The organism is Agromyces sp. Y575 (assembly GCF_059445445.1).
Genome location: NZ_JCAIUI010000004.1, coordinates 14,556 through 34,752 on the forward strand (window position 1 = coordinate 14,556; position 20,197 = coordinate 34,752).

The following is a 20,197-nucleotide window of genomic DNA, read 5'->3' on the forward strand; positions in this document are numbered from 1 at the left end:
TTCCATTCCATGACGACGCATCGATCGAATGCGCCGATGGATGGGAGAATCGAAGCGTGACGGATCGGCCGATCATCGGAATCTACGGCGCGGGCAAGGTGGGCACCGCTCTCGCCCGGCTGCTCGTCGCATCCGGCCACCGCGTGCTCATCGCCGGCTCGCCGCGCCAGACCGCCCTCGAGCTGCTGGTCGAAGTCGTCGCTCCCGGCGCCGAGGTCACCACGCCAGAGAATTTGGCACACACCGCCGACGTCATCATCGTCGCCGTGCCGTTCAGCAAGGCGGGCACCGTGCCGTGGCCCGAGTTCGACGGACGCATCGTGGTCGACGCCATGAACTACTGGCCCCCGGTCGACGGCAACATCGCCGAGATCGACGACGACCCGCGCACGACGAGCGAGATCAACGCCGCCCGCAACCCCCGCGCCCGCGTCGTCAAGTCCCTGAACCACCTCGGGTACCACGAGATGGAAGATGACACCATGGAAGCCGGCTCCCCGCTCCGTCGGGCTCTCGCGGTCGTCGGCGACGACCGCGAAGCACGCGCCGTCGTCGCCGCGATCATCGACGACCTCGGGTTCGATCCGGTCGACGGCGGCGACCTCATCCATGGCGTCGCCCTCGAGCCGGGCCACCCCGCCTTCGGCCGTGAACTCTCCGCCGGCGAGCTCGCGGCTCTCCTCACGCCCGCCGCCCATCTGGCCGCTTGAGGCACAGGGAGGGTGTGATGCACCCATCGCGAAGGAGCCTCCATGTCGCGCGCTGTCAGGCTCCGACCCGTCGCCGCGATCGTCGGATTCCTCGCGTTCGTGCCGAACTCGCGTTCTCAGACAGCCCTGTCGCCGAGGCATCCGCCGCCGTACGCTGATCCCCGAAGACGGGAGGCGTCGATGACGGATGCCGCGGGGCTGATCGCGACGCTCGAAGGGCTCGCGAGCGACGAAGAGCGTGAGAAGTACACGAAGTACTTCCCGCCCGACCCCGACGCGCCGTTCATCGGGGTGCGCATGGGCGCGGTGTTCGAGCTCGCCAAGTCGGCCCTCGAGCTCGCGCCGGAAGAGCTCGAGACGTTGCTCGAGCAACCGACGCACGAAGTGCGCGCGCTCGCCTGCAGCATCATGGGCAAGTCGGCTGCACGTGCAAAGACCCCCGAGGCCCGGCGCACCGAGCTGTACGAGCTCTACCTCCGGCGACACGACCGCATCGACCAGTGGGACCTCGTCGACCTCGCCGCTCGCGATGTCGTCGGCGGCTATCTGCTCGAACTTGATCGGGCGCCGCTCGACGGGCTCGCGGCATCCGCGTTCTGGCCCGAACGCCGCACCGCGCTCGTGGCGACCTTCGCCTTCCTCCGCCGCGGCGAACTCGACGATGCGTACCGGTTCGCCGAGATGCTGGCCGACGATGCGGAACCGTACGTTCAGAAGGCGCTCGGGTGGGTGCTCCGCGCGGCGGGCGACCTCGACCGGGCACGTCTCACCGCGTTCGTCGACGCGCACGCGGCGACGATGCCGCGTTCCGCACTTCGGGCGGCCATCGAACACTACGACAAGCCTGAACGCACTCGAATCCTCGCTCTCCGCTGAGGGGATCAGGCATTCGGGCGGTCGGGCATCTGCACGGTCAGCCGTCTGCGCGGTCAGGCCTCGCCGATGTCCGCTCCGCCGAGTGCGCTGCGCTGACGCCGACGCGCTCCGAGATCGGCCACGCCGATCGCGAAGGCGATCGCGACGAGAATGGCCACAGCGAGCATGCCCACGCCGTAGGCGTCGTGGTAGACGGCGAGGTCGGGATCGCCGTCGGACTCGCGGAAGATCGTCGAGTAGAAGAGCGAGAGCGTCACCGCCGTGCCGATCGCCGTGCCGATGCGCTGGCCGAGCTGACCGACCGAGCCGGCCAAGCCGCCCTGCTTCACCGGGATGTCCATGAGCGTGAGCGTCTGGTTCGGCGAGACGACGAGACCACCGCCCGCACCGCCGACCACCATCGCACCCGCCATCGCCCACGGCGTCACCTCAGGCGGCGTCACGATCGCGAACAGCACGAGCAGTCCGATGCCGACGAGGAGCAGCGCGAGGCCCCACACGACCAGCGGCCGCCCGAGGCGGTTCACGAGCGTGCCGCCGACCCATGACCCGACCGCGCTCATGAGCGCGAAGCCGATGCTGACCATGCCCGCGAAGACGGCTTCGAGCCCGAGCCCGAGCTGCAGGTAGAGGGTCGTGAGCAGGAACATCGACGGCATCGCGGCGAAGTACACGCTCGCGAGCGCCGTGCCGTTTCGAAACGAGCTCACGCCGAAGAGCGTGAGCGGCACGAGCGGGTGCTTGCCGGATGCCGTGTAGCGCCGCTCCCACGCGATGAAGGCCGTGATCGCGAAGACGAAGACGACGAGCACCCACCATCGGGCCGGGTCATCGCTCGGCGAGCCCGTCGTGAAGAGGAATGGCCACAAGAGCGAGATGACGGTCACCGCGAACAGCGCGAGCCCGACCGGATCGAGCGACAACGGCTTCGTCGACGGATGCCTCGTGACCGGCAGCAGCCAGATCGCGGCCGCGATCGCGGCGAGCGCGAGCGGCACGTTCATCCAGAAGATGCCGCGCCAGCCGTCTTCGGCGCCCCCGATCGCGATCGCGAGGCCACCGAGCGTCGGTCCGAACGCGGTCGCGAGGCCGATCGTCGCGCCGAACAGGCCGAATGCCTTGCCGCGCTCCTTGCCGGTGAAGAGCTCTTGGATGATGCCGAGCACCTGCGGCATCTGGATGCCGGCGGCGACGCCCTGCAACAGCCGGGCGACGAGGAGTACCGTGACGTTCGGTGCGAGCGCCGCAACGAGACTCGTGATCGTGAAGAGACTGAGACCCACGACGAAGAGGGTCTTGCGCGAACGCTGGTCGCCGATGCGCCCGGCCGGCACGAGCGTCAGCCCGAAGGTAAGCACGTAGCCGGCCACGATGAGCTGAAGCTCGGTGGAACCCGCGCCGAAGGCCTCCTCGATCGCCGGGAGGCCGACGTTCACCTTCGACAGGTCGAGGATCGTCAGCGCCGCGACGGCGACGCACACCCAGTACGCGCGCCACCGGTGCCCCTCGGGCAATGTGATCGACCGGGTCTCAGGCGCTTGCGACATCCGTTCCACCATATGCCCGGTGTGCTCCGGCCCGCGCTCGGAGCGCGCGCATCGCTGAGATCGCCCGACGATCGCGAATGGTTCGTCGGTACCGGGCACCGGCTCCATGGTGTTGGCACGGGCGCGCTCGAGGATCGCATCGAACGTCTGCCCCAGCACCGTGCCACTGCCGGAGACGGCAACAGCCCTGCCTCTCGAACGGGGCAGGGCTGTCGCTTCGGATTGGTGGACCCAGGGGGATTCGAACCCCCGACCTTCTCATTGCGAACGAGACGCGCTACCAACTGCGCCATGGGCCCGAGCGAGAAAGAGCTTATCATCTCGCGAGTGGCGACTCGGACCAGTGCGGCCGTCAGCCTGCCTGTCGACGGCGGCGCAGCACGGCATCGAGATCGTCGATTCCTGGTCGCGTGTCATCGACGATACCCATGCGGGCATACGGACTCGCGGGAGCGTTCTCACGCAGTGCCCCCGCTACCTGCCGAGCACGGTCAGCGGATGCCGCAGCCGGCGCGACCGGCCTGATGGCGGGCACCTCGGGCACGAGCTCGGCGGCCCTGCGCGCGATGTCATCGCCGGCCCCGGCGCGCTTCAACTCTGCTGCGGCTTCGATGGAGGCCATCGCCGTCGCAGCGATCGTGCCGCGTGAGAGGTGCAGCGGTCGCGGGAGCGGCTGAGGGGTCCAGCTCTCGGTGAGCGGCTCTGTTTCGGGCAGATCGATCGGTTCGAATGTCGCAGCTTCGACGGTACGCGCGGGTCGCGACGCGCCGGCGACGGCCGGGCGCACGCGAGCGAGTCGGGCGACACCGGCGATCGCGAGTACGACACCGAGGGCGCCGACGGCAGGCACGATGAGCGTCGCGCCGAACGCAGCGGCGATGCCGCCGGCGACGAGCGTGACGAGCGAGACCAGCAACACGAGCGAGCACAGCGCTCGTTTGCGCCGAAGCGCACGGCGGGCGGCTGCGCCGGTGCGGACCGTGCCGCGTTCGCTCGTCGACGACTTGGGCGCTTCTGCAGCGGCGTGCGTGACCACGGAGATCGGCTCGGTGACAGCGGCCCTGGTGGCGAGCGCCTCGACCGCACGACCGCGCGCGGCATCCGCTGCCTCTTCTGCTGCGCGGAACTCGGCGAGTGCCTGCTGCTCGGCTGCTTCGGCGGTCAGCCTGGCCGTGGCTTCACGCTGCTGGAGGATGCGCTGCTGGGTGGCGACCTCGCGGGCCGTCGCTTCGACTCGAACGGGTTCGGGCGTCTCTGCGGTCTCGGCGAGGATGCGGAGGGTCTGTTGGAGGCGAACGGCATTGCGCTCGGTCGCGAGGTATTGGCGGCGCCCCAGCCAGCTCGGCAGGAGGTACGCGATCCACAGCGCGGCTGCCACAGCCACGAGCAGTCCCCCACCGATCACGTCCATGGGACAACGCTAGATCACTGCATGCCTTCAGCCGTACTCGACGCCCGCGTGTTCATCGATCGGCGAGCGGCAGGGGGTGGGCGGATGCCGCGCGGTCCTCTGCGTTCACCCGCGCGACCCCTTCGGTCACCCGCCCTTCACGCCAGCGCCGCAGGACTCCCCGGGGTACCTCTTCGGACACGAGCGCGAACGCGAAATGGTCGCTCCATGCGCCATCGATGTGGATGAAGCGCCGCCGGAATCCCTCATAGCGGAAGCCGAGCTTCTCGACCACGCGCAGCGACGGACCGTTCTCGGGGCGGATGCAGATCTCCATGCGATGCAGGCGAAGCACGCCGAAGCAGTAGTCGGTCGCGAGCGCGACGGCCGTCGGCGTGATGCCTCGCCCCGCCACGTCTTGCGCGACCCAGTATCCGATCGCCGCCGAGGAGAGTGAACCGTACGTGATCGACGACACGTTCAGTTGGCCGACCATTTCACCCTCGAATTCGATGATGAACGCGAGGGCATGACCGGAACGGGTATGCGCCAGGAGATTTCGAATGCTCGAACGTGTGTCGATGACCGAGCCGCCGCCCGGATACGTCGCCTCCCACTGCCGCAGCCATCCGCGATTGGCCAGCAGCACCCGTTCGAGCGACTTCGCATCGCGAACTCGGATCGGGCGCAGCGTGACGTCTCCGTCGCGCAACGTGGGAACGGCGACTGCGGGCATGCTCAGACTGTATCGAGTCCTGCAGCGTACTCGACGAGCCATGGGCGCAGCTCGGGGCCGAGATCGTCACGATCCACGGCGAGCTGGATGACCGCCTTGATGTAATCGAGCTTGTCACCCGTGTCGTAGCGGCGCCCGCGGAAGATGACGCCGTAGACACCGCCGGTGCCCTCGACATCGTTCGCCATCGTCATGAGCGCGTCGGTCAGCTGGATCTCGCCGCCCTTGCCGGGCGGAGTCTGCTCGAGGATCGCGAACACCTCGGGCTTCAGCACGTACCGGCCGATGACGGCGAAGTTCGACGGTGCGACCTCCTTCGCGGGCTTCTCGACCATTCCGGTGATGCGCACGACGTCGGGATCGTCGGTGGGCTCGACGGCGGCAGCGCCGTAGAGGTGGATCGAATCGGGGTCGACCTCGAGCAACGCGACGATCGAGGCATCCCTCGCGACCTGCTCGTCGAGCATGCGGGTGAGCAGCGTGTCGCGGGCGTCGATGATGTCGTCACCGAGCAGCACGGCGAACGGCTGGTCTCCGACGTGCATGTGGGCGCGGAGCACCGCGTGGCCGAGACCGAGCGGGTCTCCCTGGCGCACGTAGTGCATGTCGGCCAGGTCGGTGGACTCGTTCACCTTCGCGAGCTTGGCCGTGTCGCCCTTCGCTTCGAGGGTCGCCTCGAGCTCCGCCACTCGGTCGAAGTGGTTCTCGAGCGCATTCTTGTTGCGCCCCGTCACCATGAGCACGTCGGTGAGTCCGGCTTCGACCGCCTCCTCGACGACGTACTGGATCGCGGGTTTGTCGACGACGGGCAGCATCTCTTTCGGCATGGCCTTGGTCGCGGGCAGGAAGCGGGTCCCCAGTCCGGCTGCGGGGATGACGGCCTTCGTGATGCGTGAGGTCATGCATTCGAGCGTAACGGTCGGGACCGCGTAGCACACGGGGCGCGGGGCGAGCGCAGCTGCATCCGCCTAGGATGTGTGCCATGCCCGAGGATCCGGATGTCCAGAAGCGCGTACTCCGCGCGGAACTCCGCGAACGCCGGCAGAACATGCCTGCGCATGAGCGCGAGCTTGCGACCGAAGGCTTCACCGCTCGGCTCGAAGAGCTGATCGGATCGACCGAGGCCGAGTCCATTTCGTGCTACCTCTCGATGCCGACCGAGCCCGACACCCGACCGTTCGTGAACTGGGCTGAGGCCCGTGGCATCCGCGTGCTGTTCCCGGTGACGCGCGAAGACGGCCTGCTCGACTGGACGGTCGGTGAGGAGGAGACCGAGACGCCCGGCCTCTACGGCATGCCGGAGGCCGTCGGTGAACTGCTCGGCCCGATGGCGATCAACGACGTCGACCTCATCATCGTGCCGGCAGCGGCGATCGATGCGACCGGCATGCGGCTCGGCTGGGGTCGGGGCTATTTCGACAAAACCCTCGGATCAATGGGAAAATGTCCTCCGGTGTACGCCGTCGTCTTCGACAGCGAGTTCATCGAGACCGTGCCACGCGAAGTGCACGACCAGCCCGTGAACGGCGTCGTGACGCCCACACGCATCATCGCGTTCTGACCGGCCCGGTGCCGGCGCGCGCCCAGAAATCGGAAGAAGCTCCATGCCCACGTATTCCTACCGTTGCACCGAGTGCGACAACGCCTTCGACATCCACCAGGCGTTCACCGACGACACGTTGAGCGTCTGCGAGGTCTGCGGCGGCAAACTGCGCAAGCTCTTCAACACGATCGGCGTGACGTTCAATGGATCGGGCTTCTACAGCACCGATTCGCGGAGCGATGGATCCGGGTCGGGTTCGAAGGCCGGCTCCGGCGGATCGAGCGGCTCGTCGGAGTCCGGCTCGGGCTCCGGCTCGTCGGGGTCCGGTTCGGGCGGCTCCGGCTCGTCGGGCTCGTCGGGCTCCGGCTCGTCGGGCTCCGGCTCGTCGGGCTCGTCGGGCTCCGGCTCGTCGGGCTCCGGTGGCGGGTCCTCCGCAAGCGGTTCCGGATCGTCATCATCGACGGGCGGCAACTCCTCCGCTAGCGTGGCCTGAAGGAGGCCACCCACGCGGCCTCGACTCCAGGAGGAACCATGCTCAAGGGTTTCAGGGATTTCATCACGCGAGGCAATGTCATCGACCTCGCCGTCGCGGTCGTCATCGGTGCCGCGTTCACCGCAGTCGTGAATGCGCTCGTCGACAGCCTCATCAATCCGCTCGTCGGACTCCTGTTCAACGCCGAGAGCCTCAATGACGCGATGATCGTCGCAGTCGGCGACGCGCAGCTCAAATTCGGCGCCGTCCTCGCCGCGATCATCACCTTCCTCGCGGTCGCACTCGTCGTCTATCTCGTCTTCGTACTCCCGATGAACACGTTCCGAGAGCGTCAGGCAGCGAAGGCAGCGGCCGGACAACCGACCGACGAGCCACTCACCGAGGCCGAGCTGCTGACGCAGATCCGCGACCTCCTCGCCGAGGCGCGGGGTGGCAGCGGAGCCCACCGCGACTGATCAGGTCTGCTTCCAGTGAGGCGGCCGGTCCCGCGTCAATCGTTCGTCATCGGATGACGCGGGGCCGGCCTTCTCCGTCTGGGTCGGCGCTGGTCCCTCAGGGCGGTCGACCGGCACCTCCGGCGACGGATCTGAGCCCGGTGCCGGCGTGAGCTTGGCACGGCGTGCCCGGCCCGCCGCACGTTCGACGCGCTGACGTGGTTCCTCGGTCATCGGTGCGCGGCTGCGGCATCCGTCGACTGCTCGGCCTCGGGCCGTCCGAGCAGTGACGCGACCCTCGAGGCGACCGCCTCGGGGTCGCCGAAGAGTTCGAAGCTGTGCACCCGCAGATAGTGCCAGCCGAGACGGCGCAACACGTCGGGGCGCAGCCGGAGCGACTCGCGAAGGCTGAGACCGGTGAGCGCGTCGTCGGTCTCGACGACGACAGCCTTGCCTGCGCTCGCGGCGGCGAGCGCCAGCCGGCCACGGTGACCGACGCTCACCCGGATACCGCGGCGCTCGAGTCTCGCCGCGAGATCGTGCAGCATCGATGGCGCGTCGCCGGTCTCGTCGGCTTCCGCCGCGCGCTCTTCGGTCTGCGTGAGTACGTTCGCGAGGGCGAGCACGCCGTGGCTCTGCCGGTCTTCGTCGATGTCGTCGGGGCGGAACGCCGAGACGAGGTCCATCGATCGCCTGGCGCGGGTCATGCCGACCGCGAGCAGGCGGTCTCCACCCGGTTCGCCGAGCGAGCCGAAGCTCGAGAGCAGGCGGCCGTGCGGTGTGCGACCGTAGCCGACCGAGAAGATCACCCGGTCACGGCTCTGCGCCACGGCCTGCTCGAGGGTGAGTACGGTGAACGGTTCCGCCCGATCTTTCAGGATGAAATCGGAGAGGTCGGTGCGCTTGGCGAACGCGGCGAGCACCGACTGGTGCACGCGGGCGGCATGCCTCGTGCTCGCTGTGATGACCATGAGCGATTCGCGCGGGCGCTTCACCGCATGCTCCATGACGAGCTCGACGACCTTCGCGACCTCGGAGTCGATCGACTCGACCGTGCCCGTCACCGAGTCGGGCAGGCCATTGCCCGAGACGTAGTGCAGAGCGAGGCTGCCGTGGCCGAGGAAGCTGCCGGCCCACGGCAACGACACGATGCGCCCCGCGTAGAAGCGGTTGTTGACGAGTTCGGCGAGGTCTGCGCCGCCCGCCCGGTAGCTGCGAGTGAGCGTGAGCGTGGGCAGCAGCTCGCCGAGGCGGGCGAGGGCGGAATCGGCGTGGAGGGCGTCGACGCCGTGCTCCGTCGCCGGCGCGCCCGACTGCTCGACGTCGTCGATACCGGTCTCGAAGACGGTCGGCGTCTGAGTCACGGGGTCGCCGAACGCGACGACCTGCTTCGCGCGGCGGATCGCACCGAGGTTCTCGGCGATGCTCGTAGCGCCGGCATCGACGAGGATGACCGTGTCGAATCCGATCGAGTCGTCGATCGCAGCGACGTCGTAGGGCGATGCGAGCCAGACGGGGGCCAGCGCGCGGAAGAGGTGCGGTGCGTCGGCCTGCAGGGCCTCGGGGCGTACACGATCGCCACGGAGCATCCGCTTCAATCGACCTGCCTCGTCGGGATGGTCGACGAGCGCGACCTTCCAGTTTTCGGCGAGCCGCCATGCGAGTTGCGGCCCGGCGGCGGAGGCATGGGCTTCGTCGACGAGCCGGAAATCGCTTTCGAGCCGGTCGAGCACCGTCGTGTTCGCACCGAGCAGGGCCTTCTCGCCGGCGAGCACCGATTCCAGCACCGACTGCCACCAGGCCAGGTCGAGCTCGGCCGCGACGGCCCGCTCGGGCACATGGCGCTTGGCGAGGTCGAGCAGCAGCGGGTCGAGACCCAGGTCGCGAAGGCGCCCGAGCACCGCAGTGCGTTCCTGCAGGTTGGTCAGCACCTCGGACTCGGCGGCGAGTCCGGCGAGGGTCGAGATCAGCTCGCGCACCGGTCGGGCGGCGAGCTGCCGCGGCGTGCCGACGATGCCGAGCGGGGCGTCGAGGGCTGCGAGATCGGTGGCGACGTGCTGGTAGGCGACGTGCACGTCGTCGATGCCGACCGGCACGCCGGGGATCGCCCCTGCCTCCGAGTAGCGCTGCCAGAGCGTGCGCTGTTGCTGGATGCCGCGGAGGGCGGAGTTCAGGTCGGTGACGTGCACGCCGGGGCGCACGTATTCGAGCGCGTGCCGGCGCAGACGCCGGCGATTCGCACCCGACATGCCTGGCGAGTCGCGCCGCGAAGACGTCGCGGCGATGAGTTCGCCGAGCGGACGGTCGAAGACGGCGGGCTGGAACCGGTCGAGCGTCTCGCGCACGTCGAGCAGCAGCCTGAGGAACACCCCGAGCTCGGCCACCGACTCGAACTCGCGCACGCGGGTCTGCGCGATGAGAGCGCGGCCGCGATCGAGCAGTCGCGGCAGGTCAGTCGCCGAGAGGCGCTTCGCGAGACCGTGCGCAGTGCTCGCCTCATCGGACGAGGTGAAGGAGGCGCCGTACCACGGCGAATCGCCTGGGCCGTAACGGAATTCGCCGAGCGCTGCCGCACGAGCGAGGTCGCGAGCGACTTCGTCACGGCCGTCGGCGATCGCGACGAGCGCGTGATGGTCGAGCCGCGCGGTGGTCGATGGCGACTCGGGCGCGAGCGCGAGACGCGCGAGCTCGCCGAGCGCTTCGAGCACTGAGACGTGCAGATCGGGGTCGCTGCGGGTGAGCGCCATTCGATAGTCGAGGAGCACCTTCCGCAGGCGAACGAGTGCGTCGTCGACGTCGGCGACTCTCGGTCGCTCGGCCTTCTCGTTGCGCGAGATCGACTGGATGAGTTCGCGGCGAAGGCCGGCGGTCGTCACCGCGGCGCCGCCCAGCCCGACCTGGCCGAGCCGGTGGGCGATGCCGTCGAGGCTCGCTCGGCGCGCTCCGACGACGAGCACGCGCTTGTCTTTCGCGACGAGTGCACCGATCGCGTTCACGATCGTCTGAGTGCCGCCGGTGCCGGGCAGGGTCTTCACGACGACCGAGTTGCCGGCCTCGATCTCGGCGACGGCCTGCTCCTGTTCGGGGTCGGCGTCGAGCAGCAGGGTGTCGGTCGACGGTGGGCGGGCATCCTGCGACACCGCGCGCACTCGTTCACCCGTCGCTGCGACGACGATCGCGCGAGCAGCGGGGTTGCCGGCGATCGCATCGATGACGGGGTGGTCGAGTTTCGCGGCATCCGCTGCCATCGACGGCCCGACCTCGGCGAACGAGGACACGACGAGCCGCGGGGCCACGTGGAACCAGGGCAGGTGGCTCGTGAGGCCCCGAAGCCGGTCGATCACCGGCTGCGGCTTGAACACGCCGTTGGTGATGGCGAGGGCGACGAAGGCTTCGGCGTCGAGCGTGATCTGGAACTGCTCGCGAAGCTCGCGGGCGAGGGCGGGGTTCAGGAATGGCTGGCCCTTGAGCTTCAGCTCGAAGTCACGGCCGTAACGACGGACGGCGAGCGGCCGCAGCAGCACCGGGGCGAGGTACTCTTCACCGGCGTTGCGCCACGACGCGAGCCCGATGGCCAGATGCACCGACTCGATGCCGCGCACGGAGCGCAACTCGATGCCCTTCTGGGTGATCTCGGCAGCGGCCAGTCGGGCGTTGCGGAGGGCCAGCTCGTCGCGGATCAGACTCGAGAGCAAGGTCGACTTGCCGGTGATGAACTGCGGCAGGCCCCCCGGATGCGTCGTCGAGAGCTCGATGCGAGTGCGCGGAGTGTCGATGAATCGGGCAAGCGGCGAGCGGCCGCCGACGCCGGCGAGCTCACTGTGCCAGCGACGCCACGCGGGCTCGGCGACATTGCCCGCGACGAGTTCGGGGTCGCCGAGGCTGAGGCCGTCAGGGCTGGTCAGGTCGTGTCGCATGGGATCCGGTGTGAGTTGTTCTGCGGCAGCATCGGTCTCGGAGTCGAGGATGTCCTCCTCGTCGTGATTTCGATCGAGCCGCCGCACACGGACACCATACGTGGTATCACGCGGAATCCATGGCAGCATCGCCGCAGCGCTGAGGACTGAGACCCCGGGTAACGTTGGATGGCACCCTCGCCGACCACTCCAGGAGCTCCGATGCGATCCGCCATTCCCCACGACGTGCACACGATCGCCGACGCCGTCATCCTCGATGTGCGCGAGCCGCACGAGCTGACACAGGCCCGCATCGATGGCACGCTCGACATCCCGCTCGGCGAGCTCGTCGACCGAGTCGGCGAAGTGCCTCGTGACACGACCGTCTACGTGATCTGCCATGTGGGCGGGCGCAGCGCGCAAGCCGTGGCGTACCTCGAGTCGCAGGGCGTCGACGCTGTGAACGTCGAGGGCGGCATCGTGGCGTGGCACCGGGCGGGCCTGCCGGTCACCCTCGACACTCCGTCGGTCTAGTGCACAGAGCCCCCGCCGGTCGAGAAGCGCGAAGCGCGTATCGAGCTCCGTCGGGTCGAGTAGCGCGAAGCGCGTATCGAGCTCCGCCGGTCGAGTGGCGCGAAGCGCGTATCGAGACCCCTCGCGAGGTCTCGATGCGACCCTGACGGGGGCTACTCGACCGCCGCGCAGGTCAGATCGACGCGAGTTCGAGTCCGTGCGCGGCGGCGACTCCCTCATTCGTCAGGCGGCCGGCCGTCGCGTTCAGCCCCTTGGCGAGCGCGGGGTCGGCGGCGAGCGCGGCCTCCCAGCCGAGGTCGGCGATCTTCAGCGTGTACGGCAGAGTCGCGTTCGTGAGCGCAGGCGTCGAAGTCGCGGGCACCGCACCGGGCATGTTGGCGACGCAGTAGTAGATCGCATCGTGCACGCGGAACGTCGGGTCGGCGTGCGTGGTCGGGCGCGAACCCTCGAAGCATCCGCCCTGGTCGATCGCGATATCGACGAGCACGGAGCCCGGCTTCATCGCGGCGACCATCTCGTCACTGACCACCTTCGGTGCCGCGGCGCCCGGCACGAGCACTGCGCCGACCACGAGGTCAGCGTCCCTCAGCTGGCGCGCGATCTCGTACGGCGACGACGCCAGCGTGTGGATGCGGTGGTCGTAGCGGGCGTCGATCTCGCGCAGCTTCGGCAGGGAGATGTCGAACACGGTGACGTCGGCGCCGAGGCCGAGTGCGGTCGCGGCTGCCTGCTCGCCAGCGACGCCCCCGCCGATGACGACGACCTTGGCGGGCGAGGTGCCAGGAACGCCCGCGAGGAGCACGCCGCGGCCGCCCCTCGAGGCAAGCAGCTCGGCGGCGCCGACCTGGGGCGCGAGGCGGCCCGCGACCTCACTCATGGGGGTGAGGAGCGGGAGCGACCGGTCGGCGAGCTGCACGGTCTCGTACGCGATCGCAGTGACGCCCGAGTCGAGGATCGCCCGAGTGAGCGGCAGGTCGGCCGCGAGGTGGAGGTAGGTGAAGAGCGTCAGGTCGTCGCGGAGGAAGCCGTACTCGGCGGCGATCGGCTCCTTGACCTTCAGCACGAGGTCGGCTGACCACGCCTCCGCGGCGGTCGCGACCATCGTGGCGCCCGCGGCGGCGTACTCGGCGTCGAGGCAACCGGCGCCCGTGCCGGCTCCGGCCTCGATCGCGACGTCGTGACCGCGCCCCGCGAGCGCGTGCACCCCGGCCGGCGTCATCGCGACGCGGAACTCGTTGTTCTTGATCTCTGCGGGCACGCCGATGCGCATGGGTTGCTCCGATAGCTGTGGGCCGAATGTCGTGATGGTGAGTGTCATCATTTTCGCTGGTTGTTCGACCGCCCGGAAGATCAACCGCACAGAATTCGGTAGAATCGATGTATCCGCTGCACTCATTCGAATCAAGGACGTCTCGATGCCCGATGCACCGCAGATCAGCGCACCCGGCGCCGAACCGACGCCGGTCGTGCTCGATGCTGTCGACCGTCAGATCATCGCCCGTTTGCACGAGAACGCCCGCACGCCGAACGTCGACCTCGCGCGCGCCGTCGGAATCTCCCCGTCGACCTGCCTCGCCCGGGTGCGGTCGCTGCGCGAGCGCGGGGTCATCGTGCGCTACACCGCCGAGATCGACCCCGCCGCGCTCGGCTACCACCTGCAGGCGCTCGTCAGCGTGCGCATCCGCCCTGGCGCCCGGCACCTCATGGAGCAGATCTCCGACGAGCTGCGCACCCAACCCGAGGTCGCGCAACTCTTCTTCCTCGGCGGGTCCGAAGACTTCCTCATTCACGTGCGCGTGCGTGACAGCGATCACGTGCGGCAGTTCGTGCTGAAGAACCTCTCGGCGAACCCGGCCGTCGCCCTCACCGAGACGAATCTCGTCTTCGAGCACCACACCGCGCTCTCCGCGGGGCTCCGCGCGGTGATCTGAGCCGCCCGCTCTCGCCAGCGGGCGCATCCGGTCATATCGTTGCCGCCCGGTGATCTGAGCCGCCCGCTCTCGCCAGCCGGCGCATCCGGTCATATCGTTGTCGGCATGGCGCCCAACGAGATCGTCGCTCCCATGCTCGCCAAGGCCGTGCCCACCGTGCCCGAGCCCGACTCCGTTGCCGGCGGTCTCGCCTACGAGCCGAAGTGGGACGGCTTTCGCGGCATCGTCGCTTTCGACGGCGAGCACGTCGAGATCGGCAGCCGCGGGGCGAAGCCGCTCACGCGGTACTTTCCCGAACTCGTGGAGGCGTTCACGCGCCTACTGCCCGGGCCGTGCGTGCTCGACGGCGAGATCGTGGTCGCCACCGGGCCGACCGGCAGCGCGCGCCTCGATTGGGAGGCGCTCTCGCAGCGCATCCACCCCGCCGCGAGCCGGGTCGAGCTGCTCTCCCACGAGACGCCTGCGATGTTCGTGGCCTTCGACCTGATCGAGGAGGGCGGCGTCTCGCTCATCGACGAGCCGTTCTCCGCACGCCGGGCCGCGCTCGAGCGACTCGTCGGCGAACTCGGCGACCCGATCAGCTTGACCCGCATCACGAGCGATGTCGCGCTCGCCCGTCGCTGGTTCGAGGAGTTCGAGGGCGCCGGGCTCGACGGTGTCGTCGCCAAGCCGCTCGCGGCACCGTACTCCCCCGGCAAGCGCGTGATGCTGAAGGCGAAGCACCACCGTACCGCCGACGTGGTCGCCCTCGGCTACCGCATCCATGCGTCGGGCAACGGAGTCGGATCCATACTCCTCGGTCTGTATGACGACTCGGGGCAGTTGCGCAACGTCGGCGGAATGTCGGCGTTCAGCAACGCGCGACGGCTCGAGCTCATCGACGAACTCGAGCCCTACGTCGTCCGCGGCGACGACGGCGGCGCGGTCACCGGCGAGACCGAGCGCAGCCGTTTCTCCTCCGGCCGCGATGTCTCTTTCGTACGCCTGCGCCCCGAGCTCGTCGCCGAGGTGCGCTTCGATCAGCTCGAGGGCGAGCGCTTCCGGCACACCGCCCAGTTCGAGCGCTGGCGCCCCGATCGCGAGCCGCGCTCCTGCACGTTCGAGCAGATCGATCGCCCGGTCGCGTACGATCTCGGCGAAGTGCTCGGCTGAACCGTCTCGGGCTGAACCGTCTCGGACTGAATCGGTTCGGGCTCACACCTGCGCGGGTAGCACGCACCCCTCGAAGGGTCAATCCCTTTCGGTACGGACCGTACGCGCGTAGCTTCGATGATGTCGGCCCGGATGCCGTAGCCGACTCGAACGAGGAGTACACACCGATGAGCGATCCCGCCCCTTCCGTATCGCGCCCGGAGGACGAACTCGACCAGGCCGTCGACGCCGTCGAGCAGCACCAGCAGGCCGAAGAAGACGCCGACCCGAACGAGCAGGTCGTCGTCCGCGACCCCGAGACGGGCCGCACGAGCGAGAAGGCCGCCCAATGAGCTCGATCCTCGACGACCCTGCGCACGACGAGCGCGCCCGGCGCTCGCACGGGCTTCCGCCGATCGGGCTCTGGTGGCCGATGCTCGAACGCCCGCTGCAGATGGAAGTGCTCGAGAACCTCGATGCACCGCTCCGAGCTGTCGTGGTTCGCCGCATCTTCGAGCTCTGCGAGCTCGAGCCCGGTCGCACGCCCCACCTCGGCGTGCGGCTCGGCGAGAACGAGCGTGCGTACATCGCCGGCTGGATGCACGCGGCCGACTGGGACTGACACAGAACAACGGCGGGTCGGATGCCGCGCGGCGCCCGCCCGCGGCAGACTCGTGCCGTGAGCGCGGCAGCAGAGCACGAGCGAACGTATCCACGGGATTCCGTCGAGTTCGCGCGAACCTTCGCGTTCCTCGACGCCGTCTACGCCATCGCACTGACCCTGCTCGTCGTGAACATCGACCCGCCCGCGGCATCCGATTGGGAGAGCCTGACGACCTTGCTCGACAGCGGGCTCGGCTGGCAGCTCCTCGGTTTCGGAATCAGCTTCGCGGTGATCGCGGTGTTCTGGCGGGCGAATCATCGCATCGCCGCCGGCTTCGACGCGATCACCTCGGCCACCATCGTGGTGAGTCTCGTGGCGATCGCCTTCGTCGTGCTGATCCCCTTCTCGACGCAGGGCATCAGCGACTCGGAAACCGCCGACCAGCCGCTCGCGGTGTCGGTATACGCGCTGAACATCAGTGTGGCGGTACTGGCCCAGGCCGCGGTCTTCTTCGTGGCGCGTCACGATGGCGTCGTGAAGGATCCCCTCCCGCGCCGCGCCGACACCGTCAAGCTGCTCGACACCCTGACGACCCCGGCGGTGTTCCTCGCCTCCATTCCCATCGCGTACCTGTTCGGCGCCGATTGGGCGCGGTACACGTGGGCGCTCCTCATCGTCATCGGTCCCCTCACCGGGCGGTGGGCGGCGCGTCGCATCGCGCACATCCAGGCCTCGGCGAGCGCGCATCCATCGGTTCGCGAGGGCCGTTGAGGGGCGTGGGCGAACCATGAGCGGCGGATGGTGTGCAGCGAGGCGCACGGCGATCTGTGCGGAGCCCATGGAGTAGCAGGTCGGGCAACGCGATGGCAGTCGCGGTACATCGGTGTCCGCGCAGGGTGCGACGATTGAAGGATGACCGTCGACACGTACCCGTTCGTGGAGGAGCTCGCGATCGCGAGATTCGTCGGTCCGCTGAACCTGAGTAGGGGGCGTACCGCCGAACGCGCCGGCGCCGTCGTCGCGCTCACCTGGGACCCCGCGCACTTCCGGCTGAGCGCCGACGTTCGCGGCACCGCGCCCGAGCCGTACCGCTCGAACGTGAAACTCGACCTCGGCATGCCGGGGCGTGCGACGATCCTCGCGGGCGCATGCACGTGCCCGGTCGGCCGCAACTGCAAGCACGTCGCCGCGACGCTGCTCGCTGCTGCCGAACACCACCGTCGTGCGCGATCCGAGGCCGCGGAGGCGGCGTCGCGCGATGCGGAGGGCGCGGCGGAAGACGGATGGCGCGGCGAGCTCGCGGCACTCGCGGGTGCAACCGGCGGGTCGGGCGAGATGGATGCCGCCGCTCCACGCCAGCCGCTGGCGCTGCAGTTCGAGCTGCGTGAGCGAGTCGCCCGTCGCGGCAGCGGTCGCCAGTCGGCTCGCGACGAGCCGGCGTCGTCTGCGGCATCCGTCGACCGTCTCGCGGTTCGCCCGGTCACGCGCGGTACGCGCGGTGGGTGGATCAAGGGAAACCTCACGTGGCAGAACGTCGGGTTCCAGGGCCACGCCGGCGGATTCGACCCGGCTCAGGCGAGATGGTTCGCCGAGTTCTCCCTACTCAAGGGCACGCGGCATTCCGCGTTCGCCGAGTTCGGGTCGGCGTGGATCTCGCTCGACGAGTACGAGAGTCACACTCTCTGGGCTTTGCTCGAGTCGGCGCCTCGCCTCGGCATCGAACTGGTCGGCACCACGGCGCGGGGCATCGTCAGTGTCGCGGGCGCCGCGGTGATCGGCCTCGATGCTCGTCGCGGCGAGCGCGAGCCCGCGCCTGCTGGCGGCCTCGATCTCGAGCCGGCATGCGCAGCCGGCCCGAAGCCCGAGCCCGATCTCGTGCTCACGCCCTCGGTCACCGTCGGCGAAGACGTGTACCCCACCGACCTGGTGCGACTCATCGGCGACCACGGCGTCTACGTGTACGACTTCGCCCGCGGCACGATCACGCTCGCGCCGCTCGCCGCGCCATTGACCCCCGCCGGGCGCGCGGCTGTGCGGCGCCGGTCGCCGATCGTGGTTCCGTCGGCCGAGGTCACGGCGTTCGTCGAGGAGCAGTACGCGCCACTCGCCCGTTCGATCAAGGTCGGCAGCGGCGACGGAAGCTTCGACCTGCCCGAGCTTCCGCCCGCGACGCTCGTCGTCACGATGCATCACGAGCCGCAGCACGTGGTACGGCTCGAGTGGGAATGGGAAGCCGACGGCGGGCGGCGATTCGCCCTCGACGCGCCCGACGCCGAGTTCCACGACCCCGAACGAGAGCGGCTCGTCGCGGCATCCGCTGCCGCTGTGCTCGCCGACGACCCGGCCGGGCTGCCTTCGGTGACGCCCGGTGCAGAACCTGCCCTTCGTGCCGGAGCGGTGCTCCGCGGCCTCGCGAGCGCCGAGTTCACGGCGCGGCTGCTGCCGCGGCTGCAAGAACTCGAGCAGCTGCGCGTCGACGTCGTCGGCGATCCACCGGCCTATCGCGAACTGGTCGAGGCGCCGAAGCTCACGGTCACGACCGTCGAGAGCGAGCGCACCGACTGGTTCGACCTCGGTGTGGTCGTCACCGTCGAGGGCAAGCGGGTGCCGTTCGGGCCGCTGTTCAGTGCGCTCGCCAAGGGGCGGGCGAAGCTCATGCTGATCGACGGCACCTACCTCTCGCTGAAGCAGCCCGTGTTCGACCCGTTGCGAGAGCTCATCGAAGAGGCCGGGTCGCTGCGCGAATGGGATGTCGGGCTGCGCATCAGCCGCTACCAGACGAGCCTCTGGGCGGAGTTCGAAGACCTCGCCGACGAGTCGGAGACGGCCGTCGCCTGGCGTGAGACGGTCGCGGGGCTCCGCGCGGCCGACCGGGTGGAAGAGATCGCGCCGCCCGCTGGGCTCGCCATGGAACTCCGGCCCTACCAGCTCGCGGGCTACCGCTGGCTCGCGTTCCTCCACCAGCACGGGCTCGGCGGCATCCTCGCCGATGACATGGGCCTCGGCAAGACCGCGCAGACACTCGCACTGATCGCGCACGTGCAAGAGACGAGCGACGAGGCCGCCCGCCGGCCGTTCCTCGTCGTCGCACCGACCTCCGTCGTCTCGAACTGGGAGATCGAAGCCGCGCGCTTCGTACCGGGCCTCCGAGTCGAGTCGGTCACAACGACGCAGGCGGCGAGCCGCACACGACTTGCGGATGTCGCGGCTCGCGCCGACATCGTGGTCACCAGTTACGCGATCCTGCGCCTCGACGCCCCCGAGTTCGCGGGCCTCGACTGGGCCGGCCTCGTGCTCGACGAGGCTCAGTTCGTGAAGAACCCGTCATCGAAGGCCAACGCGGCGGCCCGCGACATCCGTGCCCCCTTCAGGCTCGCAGTCACGGGCACGCCCGTCGAGAACAACCTCATGGAGCTGTGGGCGCTCCTGAAGATCGTCGCGCCCGGCCTGTTCCCCTCGGCTCCCGGGTTCGCGGAGCGGTTCGCTCGGCCGATCGAGAACGACCACAACGCCGAGCGGCTGGCGACGCTGCGCCGCCGCATCCGCCCGTTCATGCTGCGCCGCACGAAGGAGGTCGTCGCACCCGAGCTGCCGCCGAAGCAGGAACAGGTGCTGACGGTCTCGCTCGACGCCGAGCACCAGCGCATCTACGACGCGTTCCTGCAGCTCGAACGGCAGAAGCTGCTCGGACTCATCGAAGATCTCGACCGCAACCGGTTCACCGTGTTCCGGTCGCTGACGCTGCTGCGCATGCTGAGCCTGCACGCCGGGCTCATCGACCCCGAGCAGTACTCGGCCGTGCCCTCGGCGAAGCTCGACGCGCTGTTCGAGCAACTCGACGAGGTGGTCGCCGAGGGCCACCGCGCGCTCGTCTTCAGCCAGTTCACGTCATTCCTGCGACTGGCGGCTGCACGGCTCGAAGCCGCGGGGGTGCCGTACGCCTATCTCGACGGGTCGACGACGCGGCGAGCCGACGTCATCGCGAAGTTCCGCGAAGGCGACGCGCCGGTCTTCCTGATCAGCCTGAAGGCGGGCGGGTTCGGCTTGAACCTCACCGAGGCCGACTACGTCTTCCTCCTCGACCCGTGGTGGAACCCCGCGAGCGAGGCGCAAGCCGTCGACCGGGCGCATCGCATCGGCCAATCGAAATCGGTCAACGTCTACCGCATGGTCGCCGAGGGCACCATCGAAGAGAAGGTCATGGCGCTGAAGGCGCGCAAGGCGAAGCTCGTCTCCTCACTCATGGACGACGGCGAACTCTTCAGCGAGACGCTCACGGCCGACGACATCCGGGGGCTGCTCGGAGGCTGACGCGCCGACGGTGCCGCCTCCCCGACCGGGCCTAGCCCGCTGGATCGCATCGGGCTATCGT

General features: G+C 69.2%; 18 protein-coding genes and 1 tRNA gene. 12 read left to right on the forward strand and 7 right to left on the reverse strand.

What is annotated here, in order from left to right:
• Nucleotides 1-56 precede the first annotated feature (56 nt).
• Together AC1C2U_RS16020 and AC1C2U_RS16025 are read left to right on the forward strand one after the other, a co-directional pair.
• Nucleotides 57-710, forward strand: a complete 654-nt coding sequence (locus tag AC1C2U_RS16020) for an NADPH-dependent F420 reductase (RefSeq protein WP_495362777.1) — start codon at nucleotides 57-59, stop codon at nucleotides 708-710.
• 42 nt (nucleotides 711-752) lie between these two features.
• Nucleotides 753-1,586 carry a DNA alkylation repair protein gene (locus AC1C2U_RS16025; protein ID WP_495362778.1) on the forward strand — a complete coding sequence of 278 codons (834 nt, stop codon included), beginning with the start codon at nucleotides 753-755 and terminating at the stop codon, nucleotides 1,584-1,586.
• A gap of 53 nt (nucleotides 1,587-1,639) precedes the next feature.
• Here the strand turns inward: AC1C2U_RS16025 and AC1C2U_RS16030 are convergent, their stop codons facing one another.
• The 5 genes from AC1C2U_RS16030 to galU form a co-directional block, all read right to left on the reverse strand.
• The gene (locus AC1C2U_RS16030) at nucleotides 1,640-3,133 is read right to left on the reverse strand and encodes an MFS transporter (RefSeq protein ID WP_495362779.1); all 1,494 of its coding nucleotides are present in this window, start codon (nucleotides 3,131-3,133) and stop codon (nucleotides 1,640-1,642) included.
• Nucleotides 3,134-3,356: 223 nt separating this feature from the next.
• A tRNA-Ala gene (locus tag AC1C2U_RS16035) sits at nucleotides 3,357-3,432 on the reverse strand.
• A gap of 53 nt (nucleotides 3,433-3,485) precedes the next feature.
• A complete protein-coding gene (locus AC1C2U_RS16040) occupies nucleotides 3,486-4,544 on the reverse strand; it encodes a hypothetical protein (RefSeq protein ID WP_495362780.1) in 1,059 nt (352 codons plus the stop codon).
• 52 nt (nucleotides 4,545-4,596) lie between these two features.
• Entirely contained in the window at nucleotides 4,597-5,259 is a 663-nt protein-coding gene (locus AC1C2U_RS16045) for a GNAT family N-acetyltransferase (RefSeq protein WP_495362781.1), read from the reverse strand.
• 2 nt (nucleotides 5,260-5,261) lie between these two features.
• Nucleotides 5,262-6,161, reverse strand: coding sequence for a UTP--glucose-1-phosphate uridylyltransferase GalU (galU, locus tag AC1C2U_RS16050; RefSeq protein ID WP_495362782.1), 900 nt, complete (start codon nucleotides 6,159-6,161; stop codon nucleotides 5,262-5,264).
• An 80-nt stretch (nucleotides 6,162-6,241) separates the two neighbouring features.
• Here galU and AC1C2U_RS16055 point away from each other — a divergent pair, with 80 nt between their 5' ends.
• From AC1C2U_RS16055 to mscL, 3 genes are read left to right on the forward strand one after another with little or no spacing between them, the layout of a single operon-like run.
• Complete coding sequence (locus tag AC1C2U_RS16055) at nucleotides 6,242-6,820, forward strand: 5-formyltetrahydrofolate cyclo-ligase (RefSeq protein ID WP_495362783.1); 579 nt, start codon at nucleotides 6,242-6,244, stop codon at nucleotides 6,818-6,820.
• A gap of 43 nt (nucleotides 6,821-6,863) precedes the next feature.
• Entirely contained in the window at nucleotides 6,864-7,295 is a 432-nt protein-coding gene (locus AC1C2U_RS16060) for an FmdB family zinc ribbon protein (protein WP_495362784.1), read from the forward strand.
• A 38-nt stretch (nucleotides 7,296-7,333) separates the two neighbouring features.
• Complete coding sequence (mscL, locus tag AC1C2U_RS16065) at nucleotides 7,334-7,750, forward strand: large conductance mechanosensitive channel protein MscL (protein WP_495362785.1); 417 nt, start codon at nucleotides 7,334-7,336, stop codon at nucleotides 7,748-7,750.
• A gap of 209 nt (nucleotides 7,751-7,959) precedes the next feature.
• On the opposite strand, the gene AC1C2U_RS16070 is transcribed toward mscL, so the two are convergent.
• Nucleotides 7,960-11,733 carry an AAA family ATPase gene (locus AC1C2U_RS16070; RefSeq protein WP_495362786.1) on the reverse strand — a complete coding sequence of 1,258 codons (3,774 nt, stop codon included), beginning with the start codon at nucleotides 11,731-11,733 and terminating at the stop codon, nucleotides 7,960-7,962.
• A 114-nt stretch (nucleotides 11,734-11,847) separates the two neighbouring features.
• On the opposite strand from AC1C2U_RS16070, the gene AC1C2U_RS16075 reads away from it, so the two are divergent.
• Complete coding sequence (locus AC1C2U_RS16075) at nucleotides 11,848-12,159, forward strand: rhodanese-like domain-containing protein (RefSeq protein WP_495362787.1); 312 nt, start codon at nucleotides 11,848-11,850, stop codon at nucleotides 12,157-12,159.
• Nucleotides 12,160-12,331: 172 nt separating this feature from the next.
• Here the strand turns inward: AC1C2U_RS16075 and ald are convergent, their stop codons facing one another.
• A complete protein-coding gene (ald, locus tag AC1C2U_RS16080; RefSeq protein WP_495362788.1) occupies nucleotides 12,332-13,429 on the reverse strand; it encodes an alanine dehydrogenase in 1,098 nt (365 codons plus the stop codon).
• A 145-nt stretch (nucleotides 13,430-13,574) separates the two neighbouring features.
• Here ald and AC1C2U_RS16085 point away from each other — a divergent pair, with 145 nt between their 5' ends.
• From AC1C2U_RS16085 to AC1C2U_RS16110, 6 genes are all read left to right on the forward strand, one after another.
• Complete coding sequence (locus AC1C2U_RS16085) at nucleotides 13,575-14,090, forward strand: Lrp/AsnC family transcriptional regulator (RefSeq protein WP_495353133.1); 516 nt, start codon at nucleotides 13,575-13,577, stop codon at nucleotides 14,088-14,090.
• A 105-nt stretch (nucleotides 14,091-14,195) separates the two neighbouring features.
• Nucleotides 14,196-15,242, forward strand: a complete 1,047-nt coding sequence (locus AC1C2U_RS16090) for an ATP-dependent DNA ligase (protein ID WP_495362789.1) — start codon at nucleotides 14,196-14,198, stop codon at nucleotides 15,240-15,242.
• 167 nt (nucleotides 15,243-15,409) lie between these two features.
• Complete coding sequence (locus AC1C2U_RS16095) at nucleotides 15,410-15,574, forward strand: hypothetical protein (protein WP_495362790.1); 165 nt, start codon at nucleotides 15,410-15,412, stop codon at nucleotides 15,572-15,574.
• On the forward strand, nucleotides 15,571-15,843 hold the full coding sequence (locus AC1C2U_RS16100) for a hypothetical protein (protein WP_495362791.1): 273 nt from the start codon (nucleotides 15,571-15,573) through the stop codon (nucleotides 15,841-15,843). The genes AC1C2U_RS16095 and AC1C2U_RS16100 overlap by 4 nt, the downstream gene beginning before the upstream one ends.
• A 57-nt stretch (nucleotides 15,844-15,900) precedes the next feature.
• On the forward strand, nucleotides 15,901-16,596 hold the full coding sequence (locus AC1C2U_RS16105; protein WP_495362792.1) for a TMEM175 family protein: 696 nt from the start codon (nucleotides 15,901-15,903) through the stop codon (nucleotides 16,594-16,596).
• Nucleotides 16,597-16,737: 141 nt separating this feature from the next.
• Nucleotides 16,738-20,136, forward strand: coding sequence for an SNF2-related protein (locus AC1C2U_RS16110; RefSeq protein WP_495362793.1), 3,399 nt, complete (start codon nucleotides 16,738-16,740; stop codon nucleotides 20,134-20,136).
• Nucleotides 20,137-20,197: the final 61 nt, after the last annotated feature.